The sequence below is a fragment of the Bradyrhizobium sp. Crot121 genome, from assembly GCF_059512385.1.
Genome location: NZ_JCAMOR010000029.1, coordinates 1 through 15446, shown reverse-complemented (window position 1 = coordinate 15446; position 15446 = coordinate 1). Strand labels below are relative to the sequence as shown.

14 protein-coding genes are annotated in these 15446 nt (G+C 63.7%); all 14 read left to right on the top strand.

Annotated elements, in window-relative coordinates:
* The first annotated feature begins 292 nt into the window (after positions 1-292).
* Positions 293-1291 carry a 30S ribosomal protein S2 gene (locus AC5ZGW_RS24010; protein WP_130229724.1) on the top strand — a complete coding sequence of 333 codons (999 nt, stop codon included), beginning with the start codon at positions 293-295 and terminating at the stop codon, positions 1289-1291.
* A 126-nt stretch (positions 1292-1417) separates the two neighbouring features.
* Positions 1418-2341 (top strand): translation elongation factor Ts, encoded by a 924-nt coding sequence (tsf, locus tag AC5ZGW_RS24005; RefSeq protein WP_130229725.1) that lies wholly within the window; start codon positions 1418-1420, stop codon positions 2339-2341.
* Between the two features lie 66 nt (positions 2342-2407).
* Positions 2408-3124: a UMP kinase gene (gene pyrH / locus AC5ZGW_RS24000; protein WP_028162759.1), complete on the top strand. Its 717-nt coding sequence runs from the start codon at positions 2408-2410 to the stop codon at positions 3122-3124.
* Positions 3125-3276: 152 nt separating this feature from the next.
* A complete protein-coding gene (gene frr / locus AC5ZGW_RS23995; RefSeq protein WP_130229726.1) occupies positions 3277-3840 on the top strand; it encodes a ribosome recycling factor in 564 nt (187 codons plus the stop codon).
* 14 nt (positions 3841-3854) lie between these two features.
* Entirely contained in the window at positions 3855-4613 is a 759-nt protein-coding gene (locus AC5ZGW_RS23990) for an isoprenyl transferase (protein WP_130229727.1), read from the top strand.
* The gene (locus AC5ZGW_RS23985; RefSeq protein WP_130229728.1) at positions 4610-5458 is read left to right on the top strand and encodes a phosphatidate cytidylyltransferase; all 849 of its coding nucleotides are present in this window, start codon (positions 4610-4612) and stop codon (positions 5456-5458) included. The genes AC5ZGW_RS23990 and AC5ZGW_RS23985 overlap by 4 nt, the downstream gene beginning before the upstream one ends.
* A gap of 4 nt (positions 5459-5462) precedes the next feature.
* Entirely contained in the window at positions 5463-6686 is a 1224-nt protein-coding gene (gene dxr / locus AC5ZGW_RS23980) for a 1-deoxy-D-xylulose-5-phosphate reductoisomerase (RefSeq protein WP_130229729.1), read from the top strand.
* Positions 6687-6728: 42 nt separating this feature from the next.
* Entirely contained in the window at positions 6729-7880 is a 1152-nt protein-coding gene (gene rseP / locus AC5ZGW_RS23975; protein ID WP_130229730.1) for an RIP metalloprotease RseP, read from the top strand.
* A gap of 175 nt (positions 7881-8055) precedes the next feature.
* The gene (bamA, locus tag AC5ZGW_RS23970) at positions 8056-10635 is read left to right on the top strand and encodes an outer membrane protein assembly factor BamA (protein ID WP_130229731.1); all 2580 of its coding nucleotides are present in this window, start codon (positions 8056-8058) and stop codon (positions 10633-10635) included.
* Positions 10636-10667: 32 nt separating this feature from the next.
* Complete coding sequence (gene lpxD, locus AC5ZGW_RS23965; RefSeq protein WP_130229732.1) at positions 10668-11735, top strand: UDP-3-O-(3-hydroxymyristoyl)glucosamine N-acyltransferase; 1068 nt, start codon at positions 10668-10670, stop codon at positions 11733-11735.
* Positions 11735-12193: a 3-hydroxyacyl-ACP dehydratase FabZ gene (gene fabZ, locus AC5ZGW_RS23960; protein ID WP_028162751.1), complete on the top strand. Its 459-nt coding sequence runs from the start codon at positions 11735-11737 to the stop codon at positions 12191-12193. The genes lpxD and fabZ overlap by 1 nt, the downstream gene beginning before the upstream one ends.
* A gap of 156 nt (positions 12194-12349) precedes the next feature.
* Complete coding sequence (lpxA, locus tag AC5ZGW_RS23955; protein WP_130229733.1) at positions 12350-13147, top strand: acyl-ACP--UDP-N-acetylglucosamine O-acyltransferase; 798 nt, start codon at positions 12350-12352, stop codon at positions 13145-13147.
* Positions 13148-13166: 19 nt separating this feature from the next.
* The gene (locus AC5ZGW_RS23950) at positions 13167-14024 is read left to right on the top strand and encodes an LpxI family protein (RefSeq protein WP_130229734.1); all 858 of its coding nucleotides are present in this window, start codon (positions 13167-13169) and stop codon (positions 14022-14024) included.
* Complete coding sequence (lpxB, locus tag AC5ZGW_RS23945) at positions 14024-15211, top strand: lipid-A-disaccharide synthase (RefSeq protein ID WP_165435554.1); 1188 nt, start codon at positions 14024-14026, stop codon at positions 15209-15211. Before AC5ZGW_RS23950 ends, lpxB begins: the two co-directional genes overlap by 1 nt.
* The last annotated feature ends 235 nt before the right edge of the window (positions 15212-15446 follow it).

Here is a 15446-nt window from a genome sequence, read left to right as displayed (position 1 = left end):
TTGCATTCTTCACAGATTCGGTTGTTGAACCGAGATAAGTGATTGCTGCCATTGGGAAATGGTGTCGCCGCCGAGATGTCGAGGAAATGGGCGTGCGAATCGTCGCCAATCGCCTAAAGCCGCCAGGCGCCCCCAAATCCGCCCATATTTCCTTGCTTCTGGCGGAAATCGCGCTATACAGCGCGCCATCTCACACGGAAACATGGCTCTAGAAGGCCGTCCGGTGGCAGCCGGGCCGACAAGGCTCGCTTGCTCACACGTTTCCGGAGGAACCAACCGGAGAATCAAAACGATGTCGGTACCCGATTTCACCATGCGTCAGCTTTTGGAAGCTGGCGTGCACTTTGGCCACCAGGCCCACCGCTGGAACCCGAAAATGGCGGAGTACATTTTCGGCGCCCGCAACAACATCCATATCATCGATCTCGCCCAGACCGTGCCGATGCTGCACCGTGCGTTGCAGGCGGTCAGCGATACCGTCGCCAAGGGCGGCCGTATCCTGTTCGTCGGCACCAAGCGGCAGGCGCAGGACGGGGTCGCGGATGCGGCCAAGCGCTCGGCGCAGTATTTCGTCAATTCGCGCTGGCTCGGCGGCACGCTGACCAACTGGAAGACGATCTCGGCCTCGATCAAGCGGCTGCGCCATCTGGACGAGGTGCTCTCGTCCGGCGAAGCCAATTCCTACACCAAGAAGGAACGGCTGACGCTGCAGCGCGAGCGCGACAAGCTTGACCGTTCGCTCGGCGGCATCAAGGACATGGGCGGCCTGCCCGACATGATCTTTGTGATCGACACCAACAAGGAAGACATCGCGATCCAGGAAGCGCAGCGGCTCAACATCCCTGTCGCCGCGATCGTCGACACCAATTCGGACCCGAAGGGCATCACCTATGTGGTGCCGGGCAATGACGACGCCGGCCGGGCGATTTCGCTCTATTGCGACCTGGTCGCGCGGGCCGCGATCGACGGCATCTCGCGCGCGCAGGGCGATGCCGGCATCGATATCGGCGCCTCCGTCCAGCCGGAACAGGAAGAACTCCCGGCGCCGTCGGCGACGACCGGCTTCCAGGGTCTGCCGGGGCCGCGTGGCACTGCCGACAACCTCAAGAAGCTCACCGGTGTGTCGGGCACCATCGAGAAGAAGCTCAATGACCTCGGCGTCTTCCACTACTGGCAGCTCGCCGAGCTCGATCACGACACCGCCCACAAGATCGGCGAACAGGTCGGTCTGCCGAGCCGTGCCGACGCTTGGGTCGCCCAGGCCAAGGCGCTTACCGCGGAAGCGGAATAACCTGAACGGCCGCGTGGCCGGACCTTTCCGGCCAGCGCTTCAATTCCCAGATCAAGGCATTCCCTGTCGCTGACGGCGGCGCCCTAAGGGCGCCGCCGCGCTTCACAGGCAAGAAGGAATTCAATGATGGCAACGATCACAGCAGCGATGGTCAAGGACCTGCGCGAGTCGACCGGCGCGGGAATGATGGATTGCAAGGCGGCGCTGACCGAGGCCGCCGGCGACATGCAGGCCGCGCAGGACTGGCTGCGCAAGAAGGGCCTGTCGAAGGCCGCCAAGAAGGCCGGTCGCGTTGCCGCCGAGGGCCTGATCGGCGCCCTGACCCAGGGCACCAAGGGCGTCGTCGTCGAGGTCAATTCCGAGACCGACTTCGTCGCGCGCAACGATCAATTCCAGGGCCTGGTCAAGATGGTCGCCCAGGTCGCGCTCGAGGTCGGCGCCGACGTCGAGAAGATCAAGGCGGCCAAGGTCGGCGACGTCACTGTTGAGGCTGCGATCAACGATGCGATTGCGACCATCGGCGAGAACATGACGCTGCGCCGCGCGGCTTCGCTCGAGGTCGGCAAGGGCGTGGTGTCGAGCTACGTCCACAACGCAGTCATCGAGGGCGCCGGCAAGATGGGCGTGATCGTGGCGCTGGAATCGGCCGGCAAGACCGATGAGCTTGCCCTGCTCGGCCGCCAGCTGGCCATGCATGTCGCCGCGGCCAACCCGCAGGCGATCGATCCCGCCGGGCTCGATCCTGACGTCGTCCGGCGCGAGAAAGATGTGCTGGCCGACAAGTACCGTCAGCAGGGCAAGCCCGAGAACGTGATCGAGAAGATCGTCGAGTCCGGCCTGAAGACCTTCTACAAGGAAGTCTGCCTGCTGGAGCAGGCTTTCATCCACGATAGCGGAAAGTCCGTGGCGCAGGCGGTCAAGGAAGCTGAGGGCAAGGTCGGCGGTCCGGTGAAGATTGCCGGTTTTGTGCGCTATGCTCTTGGTGAGGGAATCGAGAAGCAGGAATCCGATTTCGCAGCCGAAGTCGCGGCGGCCAGCGGCAAGAAGTAACCGCGTGGGTCGAACGGTTCCGGCGCCATCGTGCCGGAACCTGCTTGCGCGGGATGAGGGAGCATCATGGCTGAGCCGGTCTATCGTCGCGTGGTGATCAAGCTTTCAGGCGAATACCTCGCCGGCAGCCAATCCTTCGGCATCGACCAGCCCACCATCGACCGCATCGCCGACGACCTGATCGCGGCGCGCCATCTCGGCACTGAGATTGCGGTCGTGGTCGGCGGCGGCAATATGGTACGCGGCGTGCAGGTGTCGTCCCATGGCGTGTCCCGCACCACCGGCGACACCATGGGCATGCTGGCGACCGTCATGAACTGCCTCGCGCTGGAATCGGCGGTCGAGCGCAAGGGCACGCCGGCGCGCACCCTGTCAGCCTTCGTGATGCCGGAAATCTCCGAATTGTTCACCCGCAGTGCGGCGCACAAATACCTCGCCGAGGGCAAGATCATCCTGCTCGGTGGTGGAACCGGCAATCCGTTCTTCACCACCGATACCACCGCGGTCCTGCGCGCGGCCGAGATCGGCGCGGACGCGGTCTTGAAGGCCACCAATGTCGACGGCGTCTACAGCGCCGATCCCAAGAAGGACCCGTCGGCCAAACGTTTCGATCGCCTGACGCATTCGCAGGCGATTGCCGGCGGTTACAAGGTCATGGACGCGACCGCATTCGCGCTTGCCCGCGAGACGTCGCTGCCTATCATTGTGTTTTCGATCGCCGAGCCTGGTTCGATCGGCGCCATCCTGCGCGGCACGGGCCACGGTACGGTCGTCGCCGGCTGACGCTTGGGCGTTGCGGCAAGGCGGTTGGTTTCTCGAGCATGATCCGGAAAAGTGGAAACCGGTTTTCCGCAGAGATCATGCTCAAACGAAGTGATTAGATCGTGATCCGATCCGACCTGATCGGACGCTGATGCAGAGGAAGGGAGAGCGTCATGCCCACGCCTGGTTTTGACATCAACGAAGTAAAGCGCCGTATGCAAGGTGCGACCCAGTCCCTCAAGCACGAATTGGGCGGCCTGCGTACCGGCCGTGCCGCGGCGTCGATGCTGGAGCCGGTCCAGGTCGAGGCCTATGGCTCGCATATGCCGCTCAACCAGCTCGCTACCGTCAGCGTGCCCGAGCCGCGGCTGCTCTCGGTGCAGGTCTGGGACAAGACGATGGTCAAGGCGGTGGAGAAGGCGATCGTCGATTCGAATCTCGGCCTCTCGCCCGCGACCGAAGGCCAGGTGTTGCGGCTGCGTATTCCCGAACTCAACGCCGAGCGTCGCAAGGAACTCGTCAAGGTCGCGCATAAATATGCGGAAGCGGCCAAGGTGGCGGTCCGCCATGTCCGCCGCGACGGGCTCGATGTCGTCAAGAAGCTCGAGAAGAATCACGAGATCTCCGAGGACGATCAGGAGCGGCTCGCCGCCGAGGTGCAGAAGGCGACCGACGGCGTGATCGCCGAGATCGATCAGTTGCTGGCGGCCAAGGAAAAGGAAATCCTGACCGTTTGATTTGGACAGCGCCAATGTCGAACGCCCCCGCACCTGCAACTGCCGGACCGGATCGAACCGGCAGTCCGTTGCATGTGGCGATCATCATGGACGGCAACGGGCGCTGGGCGGCGGCACGCGGCCTGCCGCGCGCGGAGGGACATCGGCGCGGCGTGGAGGCGTTGCGCCGGGTGGTGCGGGCCTCGCACGAACTCGGCATCCTCTATCTCACCATCTTCTCGTTCTCGTCGGAGAACTGGTCGCGTCCGACGACCGAGATCGGCGATCTCTTCGGCCTGTTGCGCCGCTTCATCCGCAACGATCTGGCGACGTTGCACCGGGACGGGGTGAGGGTGCGCGTCATCGGCGAGCGCGAGGGACTCGATCCGGATATCTGCGCGCTGCTCAACGAAGCAGAAGAGCTGACCAGGGCAAACACCAAGCTCAATCTCGTCGTCGCCTTCAATTATGGCTCGCGCCAGGAGATCGCCGGCGCCGCGCGGCGGCTGGCGCGGGAGGTGGCGGAAGGAAGGCGCGATCCCGCATCGATCGATGCCGACACACTCGGGCAATATCTCGGCACGCCCGACATTCCCGACCCCGATCTGATCATCCGCACCAGCGGCGAACAGCGGCTGTCGAATTTCCTGATGTGGCAGGCGGCCTATAGCGAGCTCGTGTTTGTGCCGATCCATTGGCCGGACTTCGACAAGGCGGCGCTGGAAAGTGCGATCGCCGAATACGCCAGACGCGAGCGCCGCTTCGGCGGTCTGGCTGCGAAAACCGCATCGTGACCCAAGATAAAGCCGCACCCGCGGCAAGGAGCGAGCCGTCCTCGCGCAATCTCTTGATGCGCATCATCGCGGCGCTGGTCTTGGCGCCGGTTGCGATTGCAATCGCCTATGCGGGCGGTGTTCTCTGGACGCTTCTGGTCACGCTCGCCGCGATCGGCCTCTATGTCGAATGGCTGATGGTCATTGGCGCCGGACACACGCTGCGCATGACCATGGCCGGTGCGCTTGCGCTGGCGGGCGCTGGGCTCTGTCTCGGGGCAGGGCGGCTTGACGCCGCGGTATCGGTGCTGGCGATCGGGCTGATCGTGATCGCTGTGATTTCATCCGAGCAACGTCGGTGGACGATCGCTGGATTTTGTTACGCCGCCGTCGCGGAAGTCGCCTCGGTCCTGCTGCGGCAGGATCCGGAAGAAGGCTTTGTGGCGCTGCTGTTCGTGTTGTTGGTCGTCTGGGCGACCGACATCGGCGGCTATTTCGCCGGTCGCAGCATTGGGGGCCCAAAACTCTGGCCACGGGTCAGCCCGAAGAAGACCTGGGCGGGCGCGGTCGGCAGCTTCGTCGGTAGTCTCGTCGTCGCGGCGGGTTTTGCGGTGTTCGGCCTCGGCGCGGTTGTGCCGCTGCTGGTCTTGGGCGCGGTGCTCTCGGTGGTTTCCCAGTTCGGCGATCTCTTCGAGTCCGCAGTGAAGCGGCGGTTCGGCGTGAAGGATTCCAGCCATCTCATTCCCGGCCATGGCGGGCTGATGGACCGGCTGGACGGCTTCGTCGCCGCGGTTGCCGTTGCCGCAATTTTTGGCTTCTTGCGGGGCGGCGCGGATGGCGTCGGCCGCGGTCTTATGGTTTGGTGAGAAAATGAGTGCTGTCCCATTGCGAAACAACAAGGCTGCGGCCTCCGCGGTCCGCACGGTGACCGTGCTGGGCGCCACCGGCTCGATCGGCGACAGCACCATGGACTTGCTGCGCGGTGCGCGCGACCGTTTCCGCGTCGAGGCGCTGACCGCCAACGGCAATGCGCAGGCCCTGGCCAAGCTCGCCCGGGAATTCAACGTGCGTTTTGCGGCCGTGGCCGATCCGAGCAAGTTGTCCGAATTGAAGGATGCGCTGGCGGGCACCCGTATCGAATGCGGCGCCGGCGACAGCGCGATCATCGAGGCGGCCGCACGGCCGGCGGATTGGGTGATGGCGGCGGTCAGTGGCGCAGCGGGCCTGAAGCCCGCGCTCGCGGCGGTCGATCGCGGAGCGACGGTCGCGCTCGCCAACAAGGAATGCCTGGTCTGCGCCGGCGATTTTTTCATGCAGCGCGCGCTGAAGGGGGGCGCCTGCATCCTGCCGGCCGATTCCGAGCATAACGCGCTGTTTCAGGCGCTGAGCTCCGGCAATCGCGAGGAGCTGGTGCGGGTGATCATCACCGCTTCCGGCGGTCCGTTTCGCACCTGGGCTCCCGCCGACATCGAGCAAGCCACCCTCGAGCAGGCGCTGAAGCATCCGAACTGGAGCATGGGCCAGAAGATCACGATCGACTCGGCCTCGATGATGAACAAGGGGCTCGAGGTGATCGAGGCCTCCTATCTGTTCGCGCTGACACCGGATCAGATCGACGTGCTCGTGCATCCGCAGTCGATCATCCATGGCATGGTGGAGTTCTCGGACCGTTCGGTGGTCGCCCAGCTCGGGACGCCCGACATGCGGATTCCGATCGCGCATTGCCTCGGTTGGCCCGATCGCATAGTCGGGCCGTCAGCCAAGCTCGACCTGGCCAAGATCGGCCAGTTGACCTTCGAGGCGCCGGATTTCGAGCGGTTCCCGGGGCTACGGCTGGCTTACGAATCGTTAAGGACCGGTCGGGGCGCGACCACGGTATATAATGCAGCCAATGAGGTGGCGGTTGCCGCCTTCATTGCCGGCAAGATCAAGTTCGGCGCGATCGCGCGGCTGGTGGAGGCGACCCTGGACGACTGGATCAGGTCCGGCAATCTGGCGCCTCTGACATCGGCAGATGATGCGATTTCCGTTGACCATAACGCGAGAAATAGGGCTGCCTCCCTATTGCCTCAAATTGCCTTAAAGGCATCTTAGAGGGTTGGAACCGGGCCTGTTGCCCTGGTTGAGGGGAACTGAATGACCGAGTTTTTCGTACATGGTTTCAACACGTTGAGCCACGGGCTCGTCGGTTATGTGGTTCCCTTCCTATTTGTCCTGACCATCGTCGTCTTCTTTCACGAGCTCGGCCATTTCCTGGTCGCCCGCTGGGTCGGCGTCAGGGTGTTGACCTTCTCGCTCGGCTTCGGGCCGGAGCTGTTCGGCTTCAACGACCGGCATGGCACGCGCTGGAAGCTCTCCGCGATTCCGCTCGGCGGCTATGTCAAATTCTTCGGCGATGACAGTGAAGCTTCCACGCCCTCGACCGAGACCCTCTCGGGCATGACGGCGGAGGAGCGGAAGGGCAGCTTCCATCACAAAAAGGTCGCGCCGCGCGCGGCGATCGTCGCCGCCGGCCCGATTGCCAATTTCATCCTGGCGATCGTGATCTTCACCTGCCTGTTCACCTTCTTCGGCAAGCCGAGCACCACGGCGCAGGTCGATAAGGTCGAGCCGGGAAGTGCCGCGGCGGTCGCCGGTTTCCAGGTCGGTGACGTCATCACCGCGATCGACGGTACTACGATCGGCAGCTTCTCGGACATGCAGCGGGTCGTCAGCATCCACGGCGGCGATCAGCTGACTTTCACCGTCAAACGCAGCGGTTCCACGATCCAGTTGCAGGCGACGCCTGAGCTTCGCGACATCAAGGATCCCTTCGGGAACACCCACCGACAGGGCATCCTGGGAATCACCCGCGCCACCGCTCCGGGCGAGCAAGTGACCGAGCGGGTCGATCCCGCCACCGCGCTCTGGCTCGGGGTGAAGGAGACCTGGTTCGTGGTCGATCGGACACTGTCCTATATCGGCGGTGTGTTCACCGGGCGCGAGGCGGCAAACCAGGTCGGCGGGCCGCTTGGGATCGCGCGAATCTCGGGCCAGGTCGCCAGCATCGGCATTGCCGCTCTGATTCACCTTGCCGCCGTGCTCTCGATCTCGATCGGGCTTCTCAACCTGTTCCCGGTACCGCTGCTCGATGGCGGTCACCTTCTGTTCTATGCGGTCGAGGCGATCCGCGGCCGGCCGTTGTCTGAACGCGCTCAGGAAATGGGGTTCCGAATCGGCCTCGCTCTGGTGCTAATGCTGATGGTGTTCGCGACCTACAACGACATTCTCCATCTCGCGGCATCGTGAAACGGCTTTTTTGTGGCGTTGCCTAACGGCAACGTCTTGGAATGAAAATGGAATTGCACAGCCGTCAGTCGGTTGCCGACGTAACAAAATTGGCTACAAGCTGTGCAGCAAGGTTGGGAATCTGCCGGTCCGTTGGGGAACGGGCCGGCCGTGGAATGATAAGGGCGCGGTGCGCATGATTGTTGGAATGCGAGTGCGGGGGGGCTTGCTTGCCGCTCTGATCATGTTCGCTGTGCCGGTAGCTGCCTCGCTGGCGGCAATGTTTGTGTCTGCGCCTGCCGTTGCGCAGACGGTGGAATCGATCACGGTGGAGGGGAACCGCCGTGTCGAGGTCGAGACCATCCGCTCCTACTTCAAGCCGGGTCCGGGCGGGCGCCTGAGCCAGGCTGACATCGACGATGGCCTGAAGGCGCTGATCGAGACCGGCCTGTTCCAGGACGTTCGAATCACGCCCGCCGGCGGCCGGATCGTCGTCACCGTGGTCGAAAACCCCGTGATCGGCCGCATCGCCTTTGAGGGCAACAAGAAGATCAAGGACGACCAGCTTTCGGCTGAAATCCAGTCGAAGCCGCGCGGTACCTTCTCGCGCCCGATGGTGCAGTCCGATGCCCAGCGTATCGTCGAAATCTACCGCCGTTCTGGCCGCTATGACGTGCGCGTCAACCCGGAGATCATCGAGCAGCCGAACAACCGCGTCGACCTGATCTTCACCATCACCGAAGGCCAGAAGACCGGTGTCCGGTCGATCGAGTTCATCGGCAACAATTACTATTCCTCTTATCGCCTGCGCGACGTCATCAAGACCCGCGAATCAAACCTGCTGAGCTTCCTCGGCGGCGCCGACACCTACGATCCCGATCGGGTCGAGGCCGACCGCGACCTGATTCGCCGTTTCTACCTCAAGCACGGCTTCGCCGACGTGCAGGTGGTGGCCGCGCTGACCGAATACGATCCCGAAAAGAAGGGCTTCCTCGTCACCTTCAAGATCGAGGAGGGACAGCAGTATCGGGTGGCGTCCGTCAGCTACCAGTCTTCGATCGCGACGCTGGATCCGAACTCGCTGAGCTCGTTCTCGCGTGTTTCCGTCGGCTCTCTATACAACGCCGAGGCGCTGGAGAAATCGGTTGAGGAAATGCAGATCGAAGCCTCGCGGCGCGGCTACGCCTTCGCCGTCGTGCGGCCGCGCGGCGATCGCAATTTCGAGAATCACACGGTCTCGATCGTGTTCGCCGTGGACGAGGGCCCGCGGACCTATATCGAGCGTATCAATATTCGCGGCAATACCCGCACCCGCGACTACGTGATCCGCCGCGAGTTCGATCTCTCCGAGGGTGACGCCTACAACCGCGCCCTGGTCGACCGCGCCGAGCGGCGGCTGAAGAACCTCGACTTCTTCAAGAGCGTGAAGATCACCACCGAGCCGGGCTCGTCCAGCGACCGCGTCGTCCTGGTCGTCGATCTCGAGGAGAAGTCGACCGGCGACTTCTCGGTCTCGGGCGGCTATTCGACCACGGACGGTGCGCTCGCCGAAGTCAGTATCTCGGAACGCAACTTCCTGGGACGAGGCCTGTTTGCGAAGGCGTCGGTGACCTACGGACAATATGCGCGCGGCTACTCGCTGTCGTTCGTCGAGCCGTATTTGCTCGACTATCGCGTCGCGCTCGGTCTCGACCTGTACCAGCGCCAGCAACTCGCAAACAGCTACATTTCGTACGGTACCGAAACGCTCGGCTTCAGCCCGCGGCTAGGCTTCAGCCTGCGTGAAGACCTCGCGTTGCAGCTCCGCTACTCGATCTATCAGCAGAAGATCAGCCTGCCGTACCAGCTCGCGAACTGTAACAACAATCCCAACAACGGCCTGCTTGCCTTCAACCCGTCGCCGGCCTTCGCGCAATTGAACGGAATTCCTGCGGGAGGCACTGCGACGGCTGGGGGCCAGAGCGCCACCGACAGCTCCGGACTCGGCCTGTGGTGCTACAGCGACGGCGAAGCTTCGCTGCCGGTCCGCAAGGAGTTGCAGGGCGGCAAGACGCTCACGTCGGCGCTCGGCTACTCGCTCAACTACAACACGCTCGACAACAACAAGAACCCGACGGACGGCCTGCTGGTCGACTTCAAGCAGGACTTCGCCGGCGTCGGTGGCGACGTCAGCTACATCAAGTCCGCGATCGACGTGAAGTACTACACCCCGCTGGTCGCCGATATCGTCGGCCTGATCCATGCCCAGGGTGGTATTCTCAACCAGGTCGGCAACGATCAGATCCGGATGCTCGACCACTTCCAGATGGGTCCGAACCTGGTCCGCGGTTTTGCTCCGAACGGCATTGGTCCGCGCGACATCAACCCGTTCGGCACGATGGACGCGCTCGGCGGCACCAAGTACTGGGGCGTGTCGGCGGAATTGCAGATGCCGTTCTGGTTCCTGCCGAAGGAAGTCGGGCTCAAGGGGTCGATCTATGCTGACGCCGGTGGTCTCTATGACTACAAGGGACCGACGTCGTGGGCGCAGACGGGCGAGGTCAACGTGCCGGGCTGCATTCCGCCAACTGTCGGCAATGGGGTGGTCCCGTCCAATCCTGGAACCTGCCTCGGACTGCAGTACGATAATGGTAACGTCGTCCGCACCTCGGTCGGTGTCGGCCTGATCTGGCAATCGCCGTTCGGTCCGCTGCGGTTCGACTACGCGGTCCCACTTACCAAGGGTCAGTTCGATCGCGTGCAGCAATTCAAGTTTGGCGGCGGAACATCGTTCTAACCGCGATCGTCGGCCGCACTGCGACGGATGGAATGGCGCTGCCGATCTTCTTCAAGAGTCCCCCTTCGTCGACGCTGGCTGACATCGCCGCGTTGACGAAGGCGCATTTGGTCGATCCCGCCAGGGGCGATCATGTGATCAAGGGGCTTGCCTCGCTCGACGAGGCTGGCCCGATGCATCTGACGTTTTTCGACAATCTCAAATATGTCGACCAGCTCGCCGCAACCAAGGCCGGCGCTTGTCTGGTCAGCCCGCGCTTCGAGGCGGACGTGCCTGCCCATGTGGCCGTGTTGCGGGCCGCAAAGCCGTTCCACGCCTTCGTGCAACTGGCCCGGCAATGGCACAGCGACGCGCTCAGGCCGGGCTCGTGGTTCGGTGTCGAAGGCATCGCGCCGTCGGCGATCATCGACCCCACGGCGCATCTGGAGGACGGCGTGATCGTCGACCCGTTGGCCGTGATCGGGGCCAGGGTCGAGATCGGTTCGGGGACTGTCGTCGGGGCGGGCGCCGTGATCGGGGCCGATGTCAAGATCGGACGCGACTGCAATGTCGGCGCCAAGACGACGATCCAGAACACGCTGATCGGCAACAACGTGCTGATCCATCCCGGCTGCAACATCGGCCAGGACGGCTACGGCTTCATCTTCTTCGGGCCCGACGGCCATCTGAAGGTGCCGCAGACCGGTCGGGTCCTGATCCAGAACAATGTCGAGATCGGCGCCGGTTCCACCATCGACCGCGGTAGCCTGCGTGACTCCGTGATCGGCGAGGGTACTAAAGTCGACAACCAGGTCCAGATCGGCCACAATGTGACCATCGGCAGGCACTGCTTGTTGGCGGCCCAGATCGGGCTCGCGGGCAGCCTGACCATTGGCGACAATGTCGCGCTGGGCGCCAAGGTGGGCATCAACAACCATCTGAAGATCGGCGACGGCGCCCAGGTCACCGCGATGAGTGCCGTGAAGGACGACATTCCAGCCAACGGCCGCTGGGGCGGTCACTTTGCCAAACCGACCAAACAGTGGTTTAGGGAGATCCTTGCGGTGGAGCGCCTGGTGCGTGACGGTGCGCCGAATTCGAAAGGCGAGGAAAGGGAGTGATGGAGGAGTCACCGGTCAGGTTCGAGCTTGTGGACATCAACGACATCCTCAAGACGCTGCCGCACCGCTATCCGATGTTGTTGATCGACCGGGTCATCAACATCCGCGCCGACTATAGCGGCATCGGGGTCAAGAACGTCACGTACAACGAACCATCGTTCCTCGGGCATTTTCCCGAACGTCCCGTCTATCCCGGCGTGATGATGATCGAGGCCATGGCGCAGACTGCCGGCGTGATCGGCATCAAGTCGGTGGAGGGCACCGAGAAGCCGCGCGCGGTCTACTTCCTCACCATCGACAAGTGCAAATTCCGTAAGCCCGTGATGCCCGGCGACACCATCGAGTACCACATGCGCTCGATCGGCCGCCGCAAGACCATGTGGTGGTTTCACGGCGACGCCAAGGTCAACGGTCAGATCGTCGCCGAAGCCGATGTCGGCGCGATGCTGACGGATTGATCGGCTCGGCGCGCCTTCAATCTTCGTCCCGTGTACCGCGCGCTGCAATATGCAGTCATCATACGTCACTGGACATGCCGGGCAATGTCGCGCTAACAGCCGGAAAATTCGATTGTTTAGCGCGCTTGCGCATCAACCAGTAGCGGGCCTGTCGTAATGAGCATGATCGATCCCACCGCGCGGATTGCGGATGGCGCCGTGATCGGCGAGAGCACCTCGATCGGCCCCTATTGCATCATCGGCCCCAACGTCGCGATCGGCGCGAACTGCAAGCTTGATGCGCATGTGACCGTCTCCGGCCATACGTCGATCGGCGCGGAATGCGTGATCTCGCCGTTTGCGGTGCTGGGCGGACCGCCGCAGGATCTGAGCTACCGCGGAGAGCCGACGCGGCTTGAGATCGGCACCGGCTGCACCATCCGCGAAGGTGTGACGATGAACATCGGCACGGTGAAAGGCGGCGGGCTGACGCGCGTCGGCGACCGCGGCTATTTCATGAACAACAGCCATGTCGGTCATGACTGCATGGTCGGCAATGATGTGATCTTTGCGACATCAGCCACGCTTGGCGGTCACTGCGAGATCGGGGACTTCGTCTATATCGGCGGGCTTTCGGCCGTGCACCAGTTCACCCGGATCGGGCGACAGGTGATGGTCGGTGGCGTCTGCGGCGTGCGCGACGACATCATCCCGTTCGGCCTCGCCAACGGCCAGTATGCCGTGCTCGAAGGTCTCAACATCATCGGCATGAAGCGCCGCAAGTTCACCAGGGAGCGGCTGGTGACCGTCCGCGCCTTCTACCAGAAGCTATTCCATGGCGAGGGCGTCTTCGCCGAGCGATTGGCCGCGGTGCAGCCGCTGGCCGCCGAGGATCCGGCGATCGCCGAAATCCTCGCCTTCATCGGCAAAGGCAAGCGGCCGCTCTGTCTTCCGGCTGTCGACGGCAAGCACTGATGCGAGGGGCGCCCGAGCCATGACGTCAGCGGCTCCAGCGATTTCCTCTCCAGTTGGCGTCATCGCAGGCGGCGGCACCATGCCGTTTGCGGTTGCGGAGTCGCTTGCCAAACGCGGTATCGCGCCGGTGCTGTTCGCATTGCGCGGTGCGTGCGATCCGGTCCGTGTCGAGGGTTTCCGCCACCGCTGGATTTCGGTCGGCCAGCTCGGGCGGGCGACCAGATTGTTTCGCGAGGAGGGCTGCCGCGACCTGATCTTCATCGGCACCTTGATGCGGCCGGCGCTGTCGGAAATCCGGCTGGATCTGAAGACGCTCCGTGTTCTCGCAAACGTCATCCGCGCGTTTCGAGGCGGTGACGATCATCTGCTATCGGGGGTGGGCCGCATTCTCGAGCAGGATGGATTTCGCATGGTCGGGATCAAGGATGTCGCCCCGGATCTGCTGATGCCCGCAGGTTGCATCACGCGCACGACGCCGGCTGGCAACGCCAGCGCCGACATTGCAAGGGGGCGCGAGGTGCTTGCCGCGCTCGGTCCGTTCGACATCGGCCAGGCTGCGGTTGTGATCGACGGGCATGTGGTCGCGGTCGAGGACATCGAGGGCACCGACGGGCTTCTGGCGCGTGTGGCGCGGCTGCGTGCCGACGGCCGCATCCGTGCCCCGAGCGGTCGCGGCGTGCTGGTGAAGGCGCCCAAGAGCAGCCAGGATCTGCGCTACGATCTGCCGACAGTCGGGCCGCGCACGGTCGAGGGCGCCGCGAAAGCGGGCCTTGCCGGGATTGCCGTCATTGCCGGCAATACGCTTGCCGCCGAACCGCAGGCGATGATCGAGGCTGCGGACGCAAGACGGCTGTTCGTCGTCGGTGTGCCAAGCTGATGCACGGCCGCGCCCCAGACATCACGCGCAAGATCTTCCTGATCGCGACGGAGGAATCCGGCGATCGCCTCGGGGCGGCGCTGATGAAGGTGCTGCGCCAGCGGCTCGGCGATGCCGTGCAGTTTGCCGGCGTCGGCGGCCGCATGATGGCGCGCGAGGGCCTCACGTCGCTGTTTCCGATCGAAGAACTTTCGATTGTCGGCCTTGCCGCTGTTGTGCAGCAGTTGCCGAAAATCCTGCGATTGATCCGACACGCTACGGATGCCGTGATCGATGCGGCGCCGGACGTGCTGGTCATCATCGACAGCCCCGACTTCACCCATCGCGTCGCCCGTCGCGTCCGGGCGCGCAATCCTACCATTCCGATCGTCGACTATGTGTCGCCGTCGGTCTGGGCCTGGCGACCGGGCAGGGCGCGCGCGATGCTCGGCTATGTCGATCACGTGCTGGCGCTGTTGCCGTTCGAGCCGGAAGAATATCGCAAGCTGCGCGGGCCGCCCTGCAGCTATGTCGGCCATCCCCTGACCGAGCAGTTTGCCTCGCTGCGGCCGAACGACGAGGAAGCAAAGCGGCGCGATGCGCAGCCGCCGGTCCTGCTGGTGCTGCCCGGGAGCCGGCGCAGCGAGATCAGGCATCACCTCGCGCTGTTCGGCGAAACGCTGGCGCAATTGCGCGCAAGCGGCGTTGTGTTCGAGCCGGTCCTTCCGACCATGCCGCATCTGGAAGCTGTGATCCGCGAGGGTGTGCAGGGCTGGCAGGTCAAGCCGCAGATCGTGGTCGGCGAGAGCGAGAAGCGCGCCGCGTTCAGGATCGCACATGCCGCGTTCGCCAAATCCGGCACCGTGACGCTGGAGCTGGCGCTGTCAGGCGTTCCGATGGTGACGGCCTACCGCGTCGGCGCCATCGAGGCCTTCATCCTGCGCCGCGCGATCCGCGTGCCATCGGTGATCCTGGCCAATCTCGTGATCGGCCGGGAGGTGATCCCGGAATTCCTGCAGGAGAACGCGACGCCCGAAAAGCTGTCGCAGGCGCTCGGCGAGGTGCTCGCGGATTCCGCGCTGCGCCGCAGCCAGATCGAGGCCTTCGCCACGATGGACGCGATCATGTCGACCGGCGACCAGCCGCCAAGCGTTCGCGCCGCCGACATCGTGCTGGCGACAATGCGGAACGGCCGGCAGACGAACTAAATTAGCCCGTCGTTCAAGACACCCGGCCAGCACGCCGGCATCTGGTTCGTCTTCATCCATCCCTATGAGCCTTACGGTCGGTCGCGCTCGAGCCGTGCTTGGCCCCAAGCAAGGCTCCGCAGCTTATTGCAGTTGCGACTTAGTTGCATGAAGCTTGCCTAGAGCATGATGTTTTTATATAGAAACATATCCTGAGTTTTTGAGATAGTTGGCGCACTCCTGGCTTGAGAAGAGA

What these genes read in the sequence shown, in the direction of transcription:
- AC5ZGW_RS24010 (WP_130229724.1), top strand. Translation starts at nt 293, where the DNA reads ATGTCGGTACCCGATTTCACCATGCGTCAGCTTTTGGAAGCTGGCGTG.
- tsf (WP_130229725.1), top strand. Translation starts at nt 1,418, where the DNA reads ATGGCAACGATCACAGCAGCGATGGTCAAGGACCTGCGCGAGTCGACC.
- pyrH (WP_028162759.1), top strand. Translation starts at nt 2,408, where the DNA reads ATGGCTGAGCCGGTCTATCGTCGCGTGGTGATCAAGCTTTCAGGCGAA.
- frr (WP_130229726.1), top strand. Translation starts at nt 3,277, where the DNA reads ATGCCCACGCCTGGTTTTGACATCAACGAAGTAAAGCGCCGTATGCAA.
- AC5ZGW_RS23990 (WP_130229727.1), top strand. Translation starts at nt 3,855, where the DNA reads ATGTCGAACGCCCCCGCACCTGCAACTGCCGGACCGGATCGAACCGGC.
- dxr (WP_130229729.1), top strand. Translation starts at nt 5,463, where the DNA reads ATGAGTGCTGTCCCATTGCGAAACAACAAGGCTGCGGCCTCCGCGGTC.
- rseP (WP_130229730.1), top strand. Translation starts at nt 6,729, where the DNA reads ATGACCGAGTTTTTCGTACATGGTTTCAACACGTTGAGCCACGGGCTC.
- bamA (WP_130229731.1), top strand. Translation starts at nt 8,056, where the DNA reads ATGATTGTTGGAATGCGAGTGCGGGGGGGCTTGCTTGCCGCTCTGATC.
- lpxD (WP_130229732.1), top strand. Translation starts at nt 10,668, where the DNA reads ATGGCGCTGCCGATCTTCTTCAAGAGTCCCCCTTCGTCGACGCTGGCT.
- fabZ (WP_028162751.1), top strand. Translation starts at nt 11,735, where the DNA reads ATGGAGGAGTCACCGGTCAGGTTCGAGCTTGTGGACATCAACGACATC.
- lpxA (WP_130229733.1), top strand. Translation starts at nt 12,350, where the DNA reads ATGAGCATGATCGATCCCACCGCGCGGATTGCGGATGGCGCCGTGATC.
- AC5ZGW_RS23950 (WP_130229734.1), top strand. Translation starts at nt 13,167, where the DNA reads ATGACGTCAGCGGCTCCAGCGATTTCCTCTCCAGTTGGCGTCATCGCA.
- lpxB (WP_165435554.1), top strand. Translation starts at nt 14,024, where the DNA reads ATGCACGGCCGCGCCCCAGACATCACGCGCAAGATCTTCCTGATCGCG.